The 16,447-nt window shown below is 39.1% G+C and carries 12 protein-coding genes and 1 tRNA gene; 3 read left to right on the plus strand and 10 right to left on the minus strand.

Annotated features, from left to right (window positions below; all coding sequences use genetic code 11):
* Nucleotides 1-10: 10 nt before the first annotated feature.
* The 5 genes from B5G52_RS17560 to B5G52_RS17580 form a co-directional block, all read right to left on the minus strand.
* The gene (locus tag B5G52_RS17560) at nucleotides 11-1,033 is read right to left on the minus strand and encodes a zinc-binding dehydrogenase (RefSeq protein WP_087533945.1); all 1,023 of its coding nucleotides are present in this window, start codon (nucleotides 1,031-1,033) and stop codon (nucleotides 11-13) included.
* 9 nt (nucleotides 1,034-1,042) lie between these two features.
* Nucleotides 1,043-2,155 carry a mandelate racemase/muconate lactonizing enzyme family protein gene (locus B5G52_RS17565; protein ID WP_087533946.1) on the minus strand — a complete coding sequence of 371 codons (1,113 nt, stop codon included), beginning with the start codon at nucleotides 2,153-2,155 and terminating at the stop codon, nucleotides 1,043-1,045.
* Between the two features lie 192 nt (nucleotides 2,156-2,347).
* Nucleotides 2,348-3,328 (minus strand): SMP-30/gluconolactonase/LRE family protein, encoded by a 981-nt coding sequence (locus B5G52_RS17570; protein WP_087533947.1) that lies wholly within the window; start codon nucleotides 3,326-3,328, stop codon nucleotides 2,348-2,350.
* Nucleotides 3,318-5,639: an agarase gene (locus tag B5G52_RS17575; RefSeq protein WP_087533948.1), complete on the minus strand. Its 2,322-nt coding sequence runs from the start codon at nucleotides 5,637-5,639 to the stop codon at nucleotides 3,318-3,320. The genes B5G52_RS17570 and B5G52_RS17575 overlap by 11 nt, the downstream gene beginning before the upstream one ends.
* Nucleotides 5,640-5,778: 139 nt before the next feature.
* Nucleotides 5,779-7,116 carry an RICIN domain-containing protein gene (locus B5G52_RS17580; protein WP_087533949.1) on the minus strand — a complete coding sequence of 446 codons (1,338 nt, stop codon included), beginning with the start codon at nucleotides 7,114-7,116 and terminating at the stop codon, nucleotides 5,779-5,781.
* Between the two features lie 255 nt (nucleotides 7,117-7,371).
* Here B5G52_RS17580 and B5G52_RS17585 point away from each other — a divergent pair, with 255 nt between their 5' ends.
* Together B5G52_RS17585 and B5G52_RS22105 are read left to right on the plus strand one after the other, a co-directional pair.
* A complete protein-coding gene (locus tag B5G52_RS17585) occupies nucleotides 7,372-10,533 on the plus strand; it encodes an FG-GAP-like repeat-containing protein (protein ID WP_087533950.1) in 3,162 nt (1,053 codons plus the stop codon).
* A gap of 6 nt (nucleotides 10,534-10,539) precedes the next feature.
* Entirely contained in the window at nucleotides 10,540-10,677 is a 138-nt protein-coding gene (locus B5G52_RS22105; RefSeq protein WP_176372574.1) for a hypothetical protein, read from the plus strand.
* Between the two features lie 3 nt (nucleotides 10,678-10,680).
* Here B5G52_RS22105 and B5G52_RS17590 read toward each other — a convergent pair whose 3' ends face one another.
* Both B5G52_RS17590 and B5G52_RS17595 read right to left on the minus strand, forming a co-directional pair.
* Nucleotides 10,681-11,703, minus strand: coding sequence for a GGDEF domain-containing protein (locus tag B5G52_RS17590; RefSeq protein WP_254911239.1), 1,023 nt, complete (start codon nucleotides 11,701-11,703; stop codon nucleotides 10,681-10,683).
* Between the two features lie 233 nt (nucleotides 11,704-11,936).
* On the minus strand, nucleotides 11,937-12,464 hold the full coding sequence (locus B5G52_RS17595) for a YaeQ family protein (protein WP_176372575.1): 528 nt from the start codon (nucleotides 12,462-12,464) through the stop codon (nucleotides 11,937-11,939).
* A gap of 146 nt (nucleotides 12,465-12,610) precedes the next feature.
* Here B5G52_RS17595 and B5G52_RS17600 point away from each other — a divergent pair, with 146 nt between their 5' ends.
* The gene (locus tag B5G52_RS17600; protein ID WP_087533952.1) at nucleotides 12,611-15,046 is read left to right on the plus strand and encodes a TonB-dependent receptor; all 2,436 of its coding nucleotides are present in this window, start codon (nucleotides 12,611-12,613) and stop codon (nucleotides 15,044-15,046) included.
* Nucleotides 15,047-15,163: 117 nt separating this feature from the next.
* On the opposite strand, the gene B5G52_RS17605 is transcribed toward B5G52_RS17600, so the two are convergent.
* The 3 genes from B5G52_RS17605 to B5G52_RS17615 all read right to left on the minus strand — a co-directional run bounded on the left by B5G52_RS17605 (nucleotide 15,164) and on the right by B5G52_RS17615 (nucleotide 16,400).
* Entirely contained in the window at nucleotides 15,164-15,781 is a 618-nt protein-coding gene (locus B5G52_RS17605) for an FKBP-type peptidyl-prolyl cis-trans isomerase (protein WP_087533953.1), read from the minus strand.
* A gap of 93 nt (nucleotides 15,782-15,874) precedes the next feature.
* The gene (locus B5G52_RS17610) at nucleotides 15,875-16,261 is read right to left on the minus strand and encodes a hypothetical protein (RefSeq protein WP_087533954.1); all 387 of its coding nucleotides are present in this window, start codon (nucleotides 16,259-16,261) and stop codon (nucleotides 15,875-15,877) included.
* Between the two features lie 48 nt (nucleotides 16,262-16,309).
* Nucleotides 16,310-16,400, minus strand: a tRNA-Ser gene (locus tag B5G52_RS17615).
* Nucleotides 16,401-16,447 lie beyond the last annotated feature (47 nt).

The raw sequence follows: 16,447 nt of genomic DNA on the forward strand, positions 1-16,447 counted from the left end.
ATTTGTTCCATTACTTAGTTTGGCAAGATACAAGGGCTTTCATACCCGTTGGATTGTTATCCATACTGGCAAATGCAGTACTAATATCTGCAAGCTCACTGACAGAGGTAATAAATGGTTCTAAGTCAATTTGGCCCGTAGCAACTAAATCAATCGCCATTTCAAAGTCAGCATCTTCGTATACACGAGCACCAACCAGCTCTAACTCACGCCAGAAAAATTGAAATAAATCGACTGGCGGTTTTTGTGAGTGGATAGCAACCATACAGATGCGGCCACGCACAGCTGCAATTTGGGTCATGGCTTCAACTGCCGGTTGCACACCCGATACTTCAAAAACAACATCAGCACCCTTTCCATCTGACCATTTTGATACATATTCTTGTAAGTCTTGCTCAAGTGGATTAATTGTTTCGATATCAAAACGTGATGAGAACTTACGACGGTCATTATTTACCTCAGAGATAAGTACATCAGCACCCACACTTTTAGCCACCAGTGCGACAAGCTGACCTATTGGGCCGCCACCAATAACAACCGCTTTTTCGCCGGCTTTTAAACGAGAACGTGAAATATCATGGCAAGCAACCGATAACGGTTCGATCAGTGCGCCTTGCTCAAGAGATACGTTATCAGGTAATTTATGAATAGTACGGGCTTTTACAGTCCATGAATTTTGAAACGCGCCTACTGAGTCAATACCCATAAACTTAAGGTTATGACATATGTGTTCATGACCTGCATTACAGGCTGGGCAATCACCACAATGATCCAAAGGTCGCACAACTACTCGCTCGCCTACTTTTAAATGTGTAACCTCACTGCCAAGCTCAGCGACAACACCTGAAATCTCATGACCTATGGTGTGTGGTGGGTTTACACGTTGATCCATTACACCATGGTAAATGTGCATGTCGGTACCACAAATACCAACAAAACCAACATCTAAACGAACTTCATCTGCTTGTGGCTTTATCGCTTGACCTGCAACGATACGAAACGATTTATTACCAATATATTCTGCTGCTTGCATAGTGATACCTTATGATTGTTTTACTAAATGTGGTTTAACTAATTGCGCGTCAAACTCTACGCCAGTACCGATAATATCTGGGGCGCAGGCTTTACCATTATCATCAAGTTGTAACGGCCGCGTTGTGTATTCATCAATCGGGAACGAGTGAACTTCTAAAAATCCCGCATGAGGTTGTGAAGCCAAAAGCGATACATGTAATTCATGCATACCATGGCTACAAATAGGTAAGTTGTGGGTATAAGCTTGGCTTGCTACGTGCAGCCAGCCCGTGATACCGCCAATGTTAGAGGCATCAGGTTGTAAAAAGCCTAATTTGGCTTGATCAATTGCATAGCCAAATTCATGCAAAGTGTGCAGGTTTTCGCCCATCGCTAAAGGAATTGATGTCGCCTGTGCTATACGTGCAAAACCTTTGTAGTCATCAGGAATGGTTGGTTCTTCAAACCAAGTAATATCAAATTTTTCAATAGCTTTGGCAAAACGAATTGCATGCTCTACGTTCATTGAGTAATTAGCATCGACCATTAATGTTCTGTCATCACCAATCAACTGCCTGACAGCTTCAACGCGAGCAACGTCTTCTTTATAGTCTTCTTTACCAACTTTGATTTTAACGGCGTTAAAGCCACGCTCTAGATAGCCTTGAATATTCGCCAGCAGCTTTTTCTGATCAAAATTAAGGTCAATTCCACCAGCGTAGCACGCTGTTTTATCGCTATGACCACCAGCGACTTGCCACAGTGGTGCTGATAACCGCTTACATTTGATATCCCACAGCGCAATATCAACTGCAGAAATAGCAAAGCTTAATAAACCACCGCGACCAACATAATGCAGATCCCACTGTAATTTATCCCAAATTGACATGATGGCTGATGAGTCAGCGCCAATTAAGCCTGGTTTAATTTCATCATTTAATAATGAATAAATAGCACGGCCACCTTTGCCACCTGTGTAGGTATAACCCATGCCTTCATAGCCGTCGTTTGTCATGATGCGCACAGCAATCACTTCAAAATGGGTATGATCTCCATGTTTAGCATCACTTAACACCTCAGCCAGAGGAATTTGATAATACTCCACCTTTACGCTTTTTATTTTTAGTAATGAATTTCTCATCTAGCCACCAAATTAGTTTACATGATACTGTCTATTGTTAACAATCTACAACAATGCCAATTTATTGTAAAGGATATATAGTTAATAAAATGAAAATAACTTAACGCGGAAATTTGCTTTAGAATGAAGCGCGAGCAAGTTAATCAACTGACTTGACTTGCTCTATGAGTTGTAATGGTGAGCCTTAGTAGCTTAATTCTTTAATGAGAGCGCCAACAAGTGTTGATGTGCAGTGATATACACCCGATTTTGCTGAGCATTAAAGGCTAAATTGGCACTGATGTGAGGAAGCCTTACCCGTGCCAATAACGTCCCTTGTTCATCAAATAGCCAAAGTCCGTTAGGCCCGGTTGCAAAAATAATCCCGCTATCCGCGTGTATTTTTAAGCCATCTGGCAAGCCATGACTATCCGATGTAACAGCAGGCAATTGATACAGTAACTTTTTATTTATTACCGTCCCGTCTTTATGCAATTTGTATTGATACCATGCAGGCTTTTGCGGATTGGATGCCGCTACATACAAGGTGCTTTCATCCTTTGATAACGCAATTCCATTTGGGTAAATTAATTGCTTATCAAGCACCCTGAGTTGGCCTTTTGCATTCAATGAATATACCCCTTGGAAGCTTAGCTCTTTAGCGGGATCATCAAGTTGCTTAGCAAGCCCATAAGGGGGATCACTAAAAAATAGAGTACCTTGCTGATCATAAATACCATCGTTAGGGCTATTGAGCTGTTGCCCTTGATAACGACTCACTAATTCGCGGTAGTTTGTTTTAGGATCATTAACCGAGGATGCCATAGTGACAATTTTTCGTGAGCGAGATTGCAATAACACCAACTCATTTTGGTTGTTCATAACTAGGCCATTTGAGTAACCACTATCTGCTAAATAAAGGTGCACACCTTGGTCAGGCTGATAGCGATAGACTTGGTGGGTGGGAATATCTGAAAACAACAAATACCCTTCGTCTTCAACCCATACTGGCCCTTCAAGCCACTCAAAGCCGGTAGCCAGTGTTTCGATTGGTGCATCTAAATTTAAAACCTGCAACGCCCTGTTATCGTAGACTTCATACGGGCCTTGTTTTATCATTGGCTCTGCATCTACAGCGGTGCTAATAAGCACAGCTGTAAGCACTACCCAAGCCTGAATATAACTAGTTAACATTATTTGTATACCTGCGTTGATAAAGTTGCTGATTAACTTCCTTAGCAGCATTTACAAGGGGCATGTAAGGAATATCTGCCACATTAACAAAGCCAACGTTATAATTTTCGCCATCATAGGCACGCCCTGTTAATGGCGAATCTATGTATTGAAACCAATGCGCTCCAACAAAATATGGGTTATCGATAACACTCTTCATGTATTGTTGATATTTAACGCCACGTTCATGTTGTGACTGAGTATGAATAAGGCCTGGGTTTAATAGCCCAGAATCTAACGCACCATTGTGAAATTCACCAATAATACTGGGCTTATCAAGTGCGGCTAAAAAATCCCAAAAATCATCATTTAAGCCTTCACGGTAATAATTATAACTCATTACATCTGCGTGCTCGCTCGCAGCTTGTCGGATCTCAGGTGTCATGCCCCAATCAGCAAATCGCGCACCCATGTATAGATGATTAGGCAAGTGCTTAGCTGTCGCTTGCTCAACAACGGCAAAATATTGTTTTGCGTAGTGGTATAACATCACTGAAAAATCGGCTTGTACCGCTTCGTTGATATCATGGATAACCACCCCTGAAGCAAATTCCTGCCAAGATGAAATATTAGTTTGCCAGTTCATATTTAATGCTGATATGTCTTGATACTTTTCTTTCATCAGTGACACAAATTCAGCTTTTGTCGGGCTTTGCTTTGCATTAACAGTTAATGTGTTGATCACTAAACCATATTGCGAATTAACTGAGCCCATCATGCCCCAGCTCTTTTCGTTATCTATAAATACGCCAACACACCATGGGTTATTTTTAACTTGCGCGGCGAGTGTTGCTAACGTCGCATCAGCGCGTTTAATAAATTCAGGATCAAAGGGATCAGGCAGTGGGCTCCAGTAATCGTTACCACTGCTAACGGTTTTATAATTGCCAATGATCCAAGCATTCGCAAAATAGGGCATGCGATCTTTTTGGTAAAAATCTTCATCAATCCAGTTACCGAACGAGGTAAAACCCCATGTGAGCATACGATCAATGGTGGACTCTCGCCATTTTTGCATTAATACCTGTTCGTTTTGACTTTCATATTTGCGTTGTAAATTAGCTCTATAAAAACTGAATGTCTCGCCTTTTTTTAACGCACCACTGTGAAGCTCACGGCGATATCCATAATTATCTGCGAGTGGGTCATCAACAGCGGGTAGCCAATTAAACATATTTGATCTTAATTCTGAGCTAACATAACGTGATGGCCATGCCGATTTAGGCGCAGGGTTTAAACCAATCGAATCTTCAGGTGTTAAATCACCGGGTTCTCTTTGTACTATGTATTTTTGATCAAAGTCGAAACCTGTAATAGTAGTGGTATTGGCTAAGCGTACATTGGCAATACCGGTTGAAAAAAATAAATAGCCTTGAGGGTCAACTAGGCTCCATTTCCCATTGTACTTTTCGGTCCTAAAGTAGCCTGTAGCCTGCAGTTTTGGCCCCTGCTGCCATCCACCGAACTTAGAGCGACCAGCTAAAGGGACTTTGCTAAGGTTAGCTTGCTCTTGTTTTGAAACCGCAATTAACTGCTCAATTGAAGACACTTTATTGGCAAAATCACGCTTGGCGTTTTGGCCAAACTTATCCACTAAGCCTACTAGGTACTCGGTATCAAAATTTGTTGGCTTTATTAGTCTTACATTATCAATGAATAATTGTTTGTCTTCTAGTAAGCCCTTAGTGCCAAAGCTCACTTTTATGACCTGGCTGACATCAATATTTTTTGCACCACCTCGATACAATACCGGTGTGTAGCTGCTTTGCCAACTTGGAGGGTTAGAGCGTATACCCGACTCTATATTTAAATCAACGCCTTTTAATTCAATATAATAAGTATTAGTTGATTCGCTGGGCACCACTACACTGCGGCTTTGCGCTTTGCCAGTTTTATCGATTGTTTTTATATATAACTGGGTAGACACTTTATCAGGGTTTTCAATATCTAAAGCAAAAGCGAAATTACCTAAAGCTTGCCAATTCCAAGTTTGGTTATTTACAAATTCAATATCACTTTCGTGATGCGTTTTTGCAGCAAATGTAACCTTTAATTTATGGTTGCCTTGGCGTTCAATAAGGCTTGTAGTGGCATTGTGACTTTTTAAAAATGGCTGATAGTCAGCTTTTTCAAAATCCCACAGCATGTGTTCTTTTTGTATAGTATTACTAAGCTTTGTGCTTTCTTTGGGTTGATTATTAGTACAGCCGACAAGCCCAGTGCCTAAAAATAGAGCTATTGGGATATAAATGGTTTTATGTGTGTGTTTCATAGCAAGCCTATTCTTTTATTATTAAAGAACCGCTTTTGTACAAAAACGGTTAGGTACTATGTTGAATAATTACACAACACAAAATAAATAACAATTAATTGTCAACAATACGCTCAATATAAAAACTTTGCTAATCGTTTTATTCAATAAATTGAAAACGTTGATTGTCGCCGTTATAACACTGCCACTGCACAATATCAGCACCATTTGCTTGCAGTTTACCTGCGATATCAACACATTTATTACTTAAACTTGATTTGAGCTCGAAGTAGCCATCACCCGTGCTATTGAGAGTAAAGCGTTGACTGGCTTTTGCATTGTCACAAACCCACTGCTGCAACTTAGCGCCATTACTTGAACTGGCGTTTTCAATCTGCATGCACAAGCCAGTTAACTGCGAGCTAATTGCATATTCATTATTACTTAACTCAACAAGGTTAAATTGTTGGTTCTCATTATCAGAGCCACAACCCCACTGCTGATAATAAGAGCCATTACTCATTACGCCACCTGTTATATCAATACACTTTTGACTATGCTTAGCTTTGAGCTGTCCGCCATTACTAACGTTGTTTGTGTTCGGCGCATTAACAGGTTTATAAACTCTCACCCAATCGACAAACATTTTATTTTTACTACCGTCAGCCAAATCGGCATCTGTAGCAATGTTTCCAGCCTCTGAGCGCCAATCATGATCTTCAGTATCAATAATAATATAAGCAGATTGATCCATATTATGTGTGTTCTTATTTAACGTAGCCCCAGTGTAGTCTTTGTCTTTCATGACCACTTGTGCCCACGAACCATCAGGCGTTTGCTGGCCATCTATGTAAAATGTGACGTCTGTTGGGCTTTTCCAATACACGCCAAAACGATGAAAACCTTCACGCCAATACGTTCCCCAGCTAGGAGTATTATGCGTTTGGTCGTTGTAATCACTAATTATTTGGTTAGATTGTTGATCACGAATAAATACATGAAAGTTAGTCGACATATTTTTCGCAAACCAATCATCACGCGCACCACCGTATACTTCGAGTACATCAATCTCTCGCTGGTCATTATCGCTAAGCAGCCAAAAATTTGAAGATAATTCCAGATTACTGACTTTGATATTTGCCTCTAAAAATATCGGAAAACTAACTTTTGTTTTAGAAGTAATCACCCCTGCATTAACTTTATCTGTGCCGGCACGACGCGAAGCACTAATAATAAGGTTACCATCTGAAACCCAAGACTCGTCCTGCTGCCAATAGGTCAGGCCGGGACCAGTCCAACTATTAAAGTAAGTATCATTCCATTTACTGGTAAATGTCGCTGGTTTCCCGGTGTAATTAAATGAATCTGAGTAGTCTTCTTGTAGTTGCCATACTTTTCCATCATCAGGTGAAACTGGTAAAGGGATTGAGTCCCAATCATTTGCAAACAAGTTGGTAGTAGTGAGTAAACACCCGATAAACAATGTTATTTTGTTCATTTTTGCCTCTTTAAATTGATGTTGTCATTTTAGCCACAAAATGTGACCAACAAAGACTAGTACAAATAAGGAACAAAATAAATAAATTGTCAACAAAATACTTTTAACAATAAGTCAAATGCGCTATGGTCAGTTTTGCATCAAGTTGTGTATAACTCATTGGTTATGCGCGTCTCAATCAAAAGATAATACAACAATGGAAGGGCTTTCATGGTACTAAAAAATAAAATAATCAAGGGGATACCCCCTCTTATAATGCTAACTTTTGGTGTGCTAATGGTGACGGGGTGTAGTGATACTAAAAATAATGTCAATTCAGTTCATTTACAAAACCTACAAACAGAACTTATTAAAACGACTGACCCGCTAACTATTAACTATCATGTGACAGGAAGCCTGATTAAAAAAATAAACCTCGTCATATCAAATCCCGGTGACTATGCAACTTTAAATATTTATGCCAACAACACGCTATTATTTGAAAACCTTAACATAGCGCGTACTGGCAAACACACTTTTAATGCATTAGTAGAATTTCCTCAACTAGGTGACACCACCCTCAGTTTCAAAGTTAACAATAGCGATATCACGCTGCACAGTGCCTCATTTGAAGATGTAGCAGATTTAACGTTACCAACCTATACAGATATAACCAAAACGGCCGGGTTAGATAGTGTGAACTCTATTAAATACGCAGGCCCTACCATTGCTGATATAGACGGTGATGGTGACTATGATTTTATCGTAAACAATCACAATCAAGAAAGCAGCAAACTCTACTGGAACAATGGTGATGGTACCGTAACCAAACACGACAAAAACTTAGCTCGTTGGTTTATGCATGACTTACATGGAACAGCTGTTGGAGATTACGATAATGACGGTGATTTGGATTTAGTGGTCACCCAAGGTGGTGGTAATGGGACTAATCCCTCTAAAGCTAATTTTTATACTAACGATAATGGCACCTTGGTATTGACTACCGGTGATGTTGCTATTGATAAAGGCGGCCGCGGTCGAGGCGCAAAATTCTCTGATATGGATTTAGATGGCGACCTTGATTTAATGCTGATAAATGAAACCAGCTTAAACGGTGACAAGCCCCAGCATTTTTTTTATGAAAATACGGGAAATGGAAAGTTTAAACGTAAACGTGTTAAAGGCATAGAAGATCAGCACCCTTCAAGGGCATTAATCACAGATATTAATAATGATCATATTGATGACATTATTTTGTATGCACCTTTATCTATTTGGCAAGGCAATGGCGATTTTACTTTTACTGATGTCACGCATACCCTACCGCAAAGCATCATTAACGATAAAGATATAATGGCAATTACTGATATTGATATCGATAATGATGGCGACCTCGATTTATATTTAGCCAGAGGTAAAGAGTTTGAAACCGGTAAAGGCGAGGCCCCTTTTGTCGATCACGATCCAATTGAAAAAACGTTTTCAATAAAGCCAAGAGGTTATAAAGGAGTCGATAAATTTAGTTTTGATGCTGATGGAGTGATTAAATTCCACCAATATTACTATTTAGCTCAAGGTGCATTTAGAGGCAAAGATTACCCGTTATTCTTAGGGAAAGAAAAAACAGCTACCGTACTTGCCAGTACTGAGGAGATGTCTTTTAGTGCTGAACAAGCACAAGGCTGGCCCGCCGATATCTCAGAAAATGGGGTTTACTTTGGACACTTAGGAAATGGCCATTGGCAAGCAGCCCTAGTTCGTAACGACGATATATTTTGGGGGTTTAAATTTAGTTTAGCAGGTGTTGATAACATAGAAACTGATTTTCAACCCGAAAACCGCAATATCACTGATACCTTACTTCGTAATGATAATGGTAAATTTACTGATGTTTCAAGCGCATGGAATATTCCTCTCGGTGGAAATTCTTTAGGTGTTACTCGCGGTGACTTTAACAATGATAGTCATCAAGACCTGTTAATTTATCGCTGGGGTAATATTGGAAATAGAATTTCAGATGTCATGTTATTAAATGACGGTAACGGGCAGTTCCATGCCCTTACAAGCCATGGAGCTAATGATATAGGCGGCCCCGGCAATGGTGATATGGGACAAGCTTTTGATTTTGACTTGGATGGCAACCTTGATTTACTCAGTGGTAGTGAAGGTGGCCAGTGGTATTTATATAACAACACGTCCACCGAAAACGCTAACAATAACTATGCGTTAGTTGAAGTGGGCTATTCCCCAGATGCAAATATTGATGCAACCTCTGCTGTAGTGACTGTTGAAACATCGAACCACAGCTATCGAAAGCGAGTCGGTTCTGCAGGAGCTGTATTTTCACAAAGTTTACTTAACATTGTTCACTTTGGCCTAGGAAAAGCCGAAACGATTGAAAATATTAACGTTAGCTGGAGAAATGGTGAAACAGTCAGTATTAGCAATAAGCCCGTTAACCACTTATATACAACAGATAGCCTTGATCCAACCAGCTTAATTTTATCAGAGCAAAACCCTACTTCAATCAGAGAAGGTACGGCAGTTAAGTTTCAAGCTAAGGTAACGCCAAATCATGCAGACACCCGTTTGATATGGTCATCCAGTGATGAAGCTATTCTTAGCGTAGATCAACATGGAATCGTCACAGCCTTAGGTAAAAACGCAGATAAAGCAACGATTACGGCCACCAGCAAGGCTAATAACCTTTCTACAAGCCGCCAAGTCACTATTACTAAATGGCAACCTATACCTATCGAATCAATAAATATTCTATCGCTTGATAAAGATTCAACTAATCAGCAATTAAATAATAAACCAACGTTGTTTGTTGGGCAAACTTTAAACTTGGCGGCCAAACCAACGCCCAGAATCGCAGATAATAGTAAGGTCAACTGGACAAGTAGTAACACCTCTGTCGCAACAGTAGATCAATCAGGGGCTGTAACAGCTATTGATAGTGGAAAAGCTATCATTTCAGCAACCGCATTAGCTAATACAAAAGTGAGTGACCAAATTGAAATTAAAGTAACACAAAAAATTGACCCATACATTCGAATAAGCAATGCAAGCCAGCTTGAAGGAATGCGATTTAAAGTTGGTGACGATATTGTACTCAATGTCGACTATCACGCTGGATCAAATAATACCGTCATTGCTGCTGATGAAGGCGGTATTCGCTTTTGGCTAAGGCATTTTAAATCAAAGTGGATCCCTGTAAAAGACACCGTACTTAAAGACACCAGTGTATTAGGGACACAATCAGGGCAATCAACAATGACGCTATCGCTTGACGGCCTTACGCCAACAGCACAATTACCAAAAGGACACTTTTATTTATTGCGCGCCACTTTTGCATCAAGTAACGGTAATATGTACGATGCCACAATATATCCTTTAGATATTGTCGAACCCACAACTAATTATAATAACCAATAAAATATTATGTTCAGTACTGTAACTTTCAAAGTACTGAACATAAAATCTAAAATTAAAGAAGCCGAGCTCAGCTCTTACCTTGTTCGTCAAATAGATTCGCAAGTTGATGCGTCTAACTTTGGTGATTTTGATCTGAATGCCTGAGCTTTATGCGCTACACACTTTATTTTTACCGGTACTCTTAGCTAAATACAAATTTTCATCTGCTTTTTTTATTGCCCAGTCGATACTACCCGTACGAATAACTTCACACACTCCCACACTTACAAATAAGTTTATCTTTTCCTGCTCGACACTAACTGGCTGTGCAAGTAAGTCTTGCTGAATACTTTTGGCCAACACAATCGCCCCATCGACACTCGTTTGTGGTAGTACACATAAAAACTCTTCACCACCCCAGCGACAGAAAATATCTTTTGCTCTAGAAAATTTACGAAAAGTATCAGCTAAATGTATGAGTGCTAAATCCCCAGCTTGGTGACCATATTTATCATTGATTTTTTTAAAATCATCAACATCAAAAAGCATAATTGATAACGAAGTATTTGATTTATCACTTTGTAACTTTTCTTCGTACAAACGTTCCATGGTATACCGTCGATTAGGTAATGCGGTAAGAGGATCCGTAGTCGCTAGAATCTCATTACTTTTAGCTAATTGGATGAGTTTTCTGCTGTAACTCTCACGAAAGTACTCATAGAAGCCACTTAATAAAGCAACCACTATAAAAGATAATAATATGCGGGAAAGTAACTCTGGGGAGTTATATTGATAACCATTAAAGTTATCAGCTATCACAAAGGCAGCTATCACAGCTAAAATGAAAATAGTTATATCTATAATCCCTTTACGCAGTCCTCGCATAAAGAAAGTAACAGGAGAAACGATAAAAATCCAAATAGGGCCTGTACCATGGCTTCCCCCTGTATAGACCAAATACAGCATCAATATAAACAAAGTGTATAAAACAATACAAGATGAAAGCCTGTCGTTACTTTTAATAAACCATGGAAGTATAAATAAGCTCGAAGCAATAATTAAACTTGCAAACAATGGATAATTAGCATCAATAATTGCAAAAAAAGACATTACTGCGGTTGCAATAGAGCCTGTAAAAGCAAAAGATTTTATAATTAACTTTCTTTCACTTTGATCTGAATAATTTATCATTTGCTAGTTTACTATTCCTAGAGTTATACAACATTTATAGTTTACCCATAATTTAAACGTTCATACACTCAGGTTTTACTAAAATTCGTCAATGAGTGTTTTTCGCACAATTACAAATCTGCCTATTAAAAAACACTCTACATTACAGGCTAATAAAGGTAAATGTATCAGTTAAAGCGCTCAGGATTTTCATGCAACAATAAAGTTTATTCTTTTACTATAAACTTAAATTATTAATGCCATACAAACTCTTGAGTATGATAAAAATAACGATCATCACTAATACTCACACAGTGTTGATCAATAGTAATATCCCAATCAAGGTTTCTCGTTAGGTTTGATTTAATGTGATCTATAAACTGCTTATCAATTTCAATTAAATGGCTATTAGGTAATAATCTTAATTGGGGCTTTGCCTGGTTTAACCACTCACTTTTAGCAGTTGTTAAAATAATAAATTCATCGACGACTTTTGTAGCCTTAAGCATGCGTTGTAAATCTGGCTTATCAACACTTAACCATTTTGTATAGTGTTCATTTAGCGCTTTGACAGAAACATCTGGTCTATATTTATCAGAAAAATTATTTATTTTCGCAGATTTATCATATGACAAAAAACTGTAACCCAATAGCTTCAAAATGAAATGATCAAGTGTTTCGTTTTTAGTCAGTGACGTAGTAAAAACTTCGCGATGATTTCGTTGTTGACGTAAATCTGCAATGGTAAATCGTGCTTTAAATATACGGCTTTTGTCAGTCATTCTCATGACTCCAGCAGTGAACGAATGATAAGTATAGTTGAGAATAACTAAACTGGCATATCGAGGTTATGGTATAACATTATTGATAACTCAAGATAATGATGTTACATTATATCACAACATAAAAATCAATTAATGTAGTAATTATGAACCGATATTCAATTCTTTCTGCTGCGATCATTACAGCGCTTAGCTCTTACTCTGTCCATGCTGCAACTGTAAATGGTCATGTTGTAAATCCTAATAATCAACCAATAGCTAATGCCGATGTTCACGTACATGGCAAAACGCAGTCTATAAAAACAGATAACCAAGGTAACTTTAGTATTGATATAGATGCCAACAGTCAATTGCATATCAGTAAAAATAACTACCTTGATGTACGTGTTGACGTAAATGAAGCCAATTCAACTGTAAACGTGACTTTAACGCCCACATCGGTAGAAACTGTCGTTGTTTATGCATCTGCTTTACATAAAAATAGTTTAGAGATGATTTCACCTGTGAGTGTATTGTCAGGTGATGAACTAAAAAACAAATCAAAACCAACACTTGGTGAAACGTTAAAAGGTCTTCCAGGTGTTAATGCCAGCTACTTTGGTCCAGTGTCATCAAGCCCTATTATTCGTGGCTTAGACGGTCCACGAGTCAAAATCACTCAAAATGGTTTGGATAGCAGCGATGCATCCCGTATTGGTCCAGATCACGCAACATCTAATGACACGCTATCTGCCGAGCAAATTGAAGTGCTTAGAGGCCCAGCCACCCTACTGTATGGTTCCGGTGCAATTGGTGGTGTGGTAAATGTGGTTGATAACCGAATTCCTACTGACAATATTGAGCAATTTACTGGTGCCATGGAGTACAGCCACGATACGGTATCAAATGCCAATACTTATGCTGCAAAGCTTGAAACAGGTCATGACAACTTTAACTTTCACTTCGATGGAACAAAGCGTACTGGTGATGATTACCAAACGCCAGAATTTGAGCTACCAGAGGATGAACACGAAGAGCATGATGACCACGATCATGAAGAAGAAGCCCACGAAACAGCGACCTCTGTAGAAAACACTTTTATTGATAGCCAAACAGTAAATTTTGGTACCAGTTATGTAGGTGAGCATTTCACCCTAGGTGTTGCTTATGGTCGTATCGATACAGATTATGGTATCCCAGCGCATGAGCATATTGGTCATGATCATGAGGAAGAAGAAGATCATGACGAAGAAAACCATGTAGAAGAGCATGATGAAGATGAATCTGTTTATGCCAGTGTAGAGCAAGATCGTTGGCAAGGTCTTATGAGTTATGCACTGCACAATAATTGGATTGAAACTATTAACTTACGCTTAGGTTACACTGATTATCAACATAGTGAAATTGAAGACGGCGTAATTGGCACAACCTTTAAAAATCAAACAACTGAAGCGCGTTTAAACATAGAGCATAAATTTGGTAACTGGCATGGGATGGCAGGATACCACTTTAGCGACTCTGACTATGATGCCGATGGCGAAGAAGCCTTTACGCCGGCGAGTAAAACAACGAGCCATGCTGTCTTTATTTTAGAAGAGCAGCAATTTGGTGATGTCACGGTTGAGTTAGGTGCCCGCTTAGAAGATTACAACATTGATAGTAATATCGCAGCACACGATGAGCATGACCATGACCATGACCATGACCATGACCATGAAGAGCATGATGAAGCTGAAGAAGAACACGATGAAATAACTGCCTACAGCAAAAGCTTTACTAACTTAAGTGTATCTGCCGGCGCTATTTGGCAATATACATCAGGTCAAAGTGTTGCGTTAAGTGTATCACATTCAGAACGTGCACCACTGTCTGCAGAGCTGCTGTCAAATGGACTACATATTGCAACAGGTACGTATGAACTTGGCTTAGGTTATGTGATTGAAGATGGTAAAGCGCATTTTGAGCCGCAAGACATTAAACAAGAAACATCGACCAATCTCGATTTAAGTTTTAGACGTTTCAGCGGAGACTTTGGTTATACAGTCAATTTATTCTACAACGATATTGAAAACTTTTATTATCAACAAAATACAGGCCTTGTTTATGATGAAGAGCATGGTTTTGAACAAAATAGTGAAGAGCACGAAGAAAGCGTCGCGGTATATCAATTCGTAAGCAAAGACGCTGAACTTTATGGTATCGAATTTGATGCTCATTACCAGGTGAACGCAAACGCAATGGTTAAAGTGTTTGGTGATTCAACAACAGCAAAACTTAAAGATGATGAAAACCTGCCAAGGATACCAGCCAATAAAATAGGCTCAGAGTTACAATATACGCTTAGTGATTGGCAGTTTACACTCACAGGTACTCATTATTTTGAGCAAAATGATATTACAAATTATGAAACAACCACACAGAGCTACACCTTATTTGATGCACAGGCAAATTATCAATTAAGTGTAGGACCTGTTGATTCAGAGTTTTATATTAACGTTGACAACATAACTGATGAACTTGGCTTTGTGCACAGCTCATTTATTAAAGAAAAGGCTCCTTTACCTGGGCGTAACTTTAAAATTGGCGTACGCGGATATTTCTGATTATAAGTTACTCATCTATAACTATATAGTTGAGCTACTACTACTTAATATAAAAAAACCACGCTTAAATAAGCGTGGTTTTTTATATCATGAGCTTTGTTAGCTCAGTGACTACTATTAAAGAATAGCGTGTAACTCAACATCAAATACAAGAGTTGAGAAAGGTGCGATTGCAGCACCGGCACCACGTTCACCATAAGCAAGCTCATGAGGAACGTAGATACGCCATTTAGTACCAACAGGCATCATTTGTAATGCTTCTGTCCAACCTTTGATAACGCCACCAACTGGGAATTCAGCAGGCTGACCACGTTCATAAGAGCTATCAAACACTGTACCGTTGATAAGCGTACCGTGGTAATCAACACGTACTGTTGACTCAGCTGTTGGCTTTTCGCCTTCACCTGTTGCAAGTACTTCATATTGAAGACCAGATTCAGTCACTGTGATTTCTGAACGCTTAGCATTTTCTTCTAAAAATGCGATACCTTCAGCAGAAAGTACTTTAGCTTCTTCTTCGCGACGAGCTTGAATTTCAGTGTTGATTTTTTCAAATGCAGCTTGGATCTCAGGAATTTCAACTTGGAATTCACCGCCGGCATAAGCATCTTTCATGCCTTCAAATACTGAATTTAAGTTTAGACCTTCAAAAGGGTTCGCTTTAAGTTGCTCGCCCATTTGTAAACCAATACCGTAACTTGCTTTTTCAGCATCTGTAGTAAAATTATCTGACATAATGTGTTTCACGTTTGTTTGTACCAGCCGAACCTGCACTGATACCAGTTAAAAGACGCGCCTATGCTATCATAAAAAAAAGCCCTTTTGGGCTTAGTTTTTATGGAGTTTTTGCTTAACTATACCCATTATTAGGGTAAATATCGGTAAGCTGATTAAAATACCTGCAAGCAACTCCCGACTGAGTAACGCATGAGCTCCTACAAATATAATTGGCACTAAGATTAGCCCCACTACGCCAATCACACATGCCCCAATTACCGGCCAATACTTATCATACTTAGTCATTAAATGCGCAGTTAATACATTGAAGCCTAAGCAGTATAATAATGAAGTAAAAAGTACAGCATCAGGTTGCGCATCAATAGCCATTTTAACAAGTAAATTTATGGCACTGTGATAACAATATGCAAATACAACCCACAATAAACTGTGTTTTAGTAAACGTTGTAATGTATTTAATTGACGAGGCTCAGACATATAAACTCCAGATAGCAAAAAGCCGCCCATAAGGCGGCTTTTTAAATATGGTGGAGAGATAGGGATTTGAACCCTAGATGGGCTACAAACCCATGCCGGTTTTCAAGACCGGTGCATTCGACCACTCTGCCATCTCTCCGTACGGCGCGCATAATAGGTGTTACGGAGTTGATTGTAAAGCCCTAT

This window comes from Pseudoalteromonas sp. A601, from assembly GCF_002165575.1.
Lineage (GTDB): Bacteria > Pseudomonadota > Gammaproteobacteria > Enterobacterales > Alteromonadaceae > Pseudoalteromonas.